2 protein-coding genes are annotated in these 2,666 nt (G+C 36.1%); one reads left to right on the forward strand and one right to left on the reverse strand.

The annotated features are described in order from the left end of the window. Positions 1-92 precede the first annotated feature (92 nt). Entirely contained in the window at positions 93-1,019 is a 927-nt protein-coding gene (locus tag L950_RS24825) for a mechanosensitive ion channel family protein (protein ID WP_021191380.1), read from the reverse strand. A gap of 599 nt (positions 1,020-1,618) precedes the next feature. Between L950_RS24825 and L950_RS24830 the strand changes: the two genes are divergently transcribed. Further along, the gene (locus L950_RS24830) at positions 1,619-2,608 is read left to right on the forward strand and encodes an inorganic phosphate transporter (protein WP_021191382.1); all 990 of its coding nucleotides are present in this window, start codon (positions 1,619-1,621) and stop codon (positions 2,606-2,608) included. Positions 2,609-2,666 lie beyond the last annotated feature (58 nt).

Genomic DNA, 2,666 nt, shown 5'->3' on the forward strand with positions numbered 1-2,666 from the left:
CATTCTTCTCCCGTTTACAAGAACTTTGGGGTCAATTTTGTTTTTTGTATTATATTCTTTTATTTCTCTTTCTCTTTTTTCAATAAAAGGTGTTAAAAGTACAATCTTTTTAAGTTCCTGAATTTCTTCATCGCTGAGATACCTAATGGTGGATATTTTGATATAAATGGATCTTTTAATTCTTCTTCCTCCGCTTTCCTGCATACCTCTATAGTTTTGAAGGAATCGCTCAGCAAGGTATATGTCGGGATGGTAACAATTGTCTTGTCCCAGTTCTGCACGCGTACATTGTTTAGATTTATTTGGAGTATATCGCCATCAACACCATATTTAGGCATTTCTATCCAATCTCCAACACGTACCGAATCATTAGCAGAGACCTGTATACTTGCTACAAAACCAAGAATGGTATCTTTAAATACCAGCATCAAAATAGCAGAGGCAGCTCCTAGTGAAACAAGAAATGACCAAGGAGAATTTCCTGTAAGTACAGAAACAATAAGAGTTCCAACAACAAATATCAAAAATATCTGTAACACCTGAATATAACTGTCAACAGGTTTATCTACAAAACCTTTAGATGAACGAAGTATATCTCTTGCAGTCTTTAACAGTGCATTAGCCACACCATAAATAGCGAAGATCATCAAAATACCAAGCAGTTTTGTTAGTACGTCTATAAAAGAAGGAAAGCCGATAAATATGTTGGGTAGAAACTGCTGTGCAATTGCTATCAATATAAAACGGCTTAAGTGAATCTGGACCTTATTTTGAAATAATTTATCATCCCAATTAGTTTTACTTTTTTTAATAAACTTGGTAACGATTGAATTGAAAAAGAAACGTAGAAAATAATCTAAGAACAGCAAGAAGATAAAAGATACAATAATGAGAAAAGTGGCACTTAGAATATGTGCTGTTTTATCTTGTACTCCTATTGTCTCAGCAAGGTTAAATGTCCACTGGTAGATTGAACTTGTTGTTTGTCCGGTAATGTTAATACTATTTGATTTCTGCATATTAACAAACAAATCTACAAAAAAATAAATAGATGGTTTTTGATCTCTTCTACAGAGTTCTCATTTAGATCTAAAAAGTGATTGATTTTGAATTCGTACATTACAATCTCCTATCTAAGAGATCTGGGCAGCTTTTTTTACCTGTAAAAGTAAAAATTAAGAAATTGATTAATAAGCAGGAGGGAGATCATGTATAGATAGACCTCTAGAAGGATAATTATGCCATCGATGTCCCAAGCAATTTTCGCTTTACTTATTGGATGAGCCCGGTGTTTTTGCATATTTTTCAACCTATTCGGAAGGCGAAAAGAAAACGATCATTGAAGGGATTTCTGCAGCTAAAACTGAGCTGAATTATATGATATGGAGCATGATCTAAAGCAGTATAATAATTCGTTGAAATAGCCGGATTATTCAAGTGTAGTTGAAAAGACAGTGATGAAACATTGTGCTATTCTATTATTAAAATAAATACCTGAAAACAAAATACTTTAGCATAAGTGGATAGTTAATCCTATTCAATATTAACAAAAGCAACACTTAACATTAACTTAATATATGGCTCACCTTTTGTTCATACCTTTGCAAAAATAATAACTATGGACAATTATTTATATCTCGTAATTATTACGCTGATCACTTTAGGGATTATCGACCTCATGGTCGGCGTAACCAATGATGCTGTCAATTTCTTAAATTCGGCTATTGGCTCCAAAGCTATTTCTTTCCGCCTGATCATGATTCTCGCTAGTGCGGGTATATTGTCTGGGGCGGTTTTCTCAAGTGGAATGATGGAGATTGCACGAAGTGGAATTTACGTTCCTGGTATGTTCAGTTTTAATGATGTTATAGTTATCTTCCTCGCCGTCATGATTACAGACATCATACTCCTTGATGTATTTAACTATTTCGGACTCCCGACCTCTACAACAGTATCCATCGTCTTTGAGCTCCTAGGGGCTGCGGTCTGTCTAGGACTCTATAAAATAGTAAGTACCTCAGGTGATTGGTCGACGCTTTCGCAATATATTAATACAGAGAAGGCCTCCGAGATTGTCATCAGCATCCTCTTATCCGTGGTCCTGTCCTTCACTGTAGGTATGGCGGTACAATACCTTTCTCGACTCATATTCACCTTTCAGTACGAACGTAAGATTAAATCTTTCGGAGTTATATTTGGAGGTATCGCCTTAGCATCCATAAGTTATTTTATCCTGATTAAAGGAATGAAGACCGTTTCTTTTATCGATAAAGCGACGAAGGAGTGGATTAACACGCACGAGCTGCATTTGATATTGGGAAGCTTTGTGCTGTTTACGGTCTTTAGTTTTATACTTATCAGGTTAAAAGTGAACATCCTTAAGGTCATTATCGGTGTTGGTACATTCGCTTTAGCTTTATCCTTTGCAGGAAACGATCTGGTTAACTTTATCGGAGTACCCGTAGCAGCCATTCAGGCCATCGGTTTCTTCCAGGCATCTGGTGGCAATCCGGACACCTATATGATGTCAGAATTAGCTTCGGCGGATATTGTTGCCCCAGCTTGGATATTATTTATCGCAGGTGGTATCATGATGACTTTACCTTAGTGGACATCTAAAAAAGCCAAAAACCGTTATTGAAACGGAAATGAGTTTAAGTAGTCAA

The organism is Sphingobacterium sp. IITKGP-BTPF85, assembly GCF_001006065.1.
Lineage (GTDB): Bacteria > Bacteroidota > Bacteroidia > Sphingobacteriales > Sphingobacteriaceae > Sphingobacterium > Sphingobacterium anhuiense.

Excerpts from the sequence above, each read along its gene's own strand:
- L950_RS24825 (WP_021191380.1), bottom strand. The coding sequence starts at position 1,019 with ATGCAGAAATCAAATAGTATTAACATTACCGGACAAACAACAAGTTCA.
- L950_RS24830 (WP_021191382.1), top strand. The coding sequence starts at position 1,619 with ATGGACAATTATTTATATCTCGTAATTATTACGCTGATCACTTTAGGG.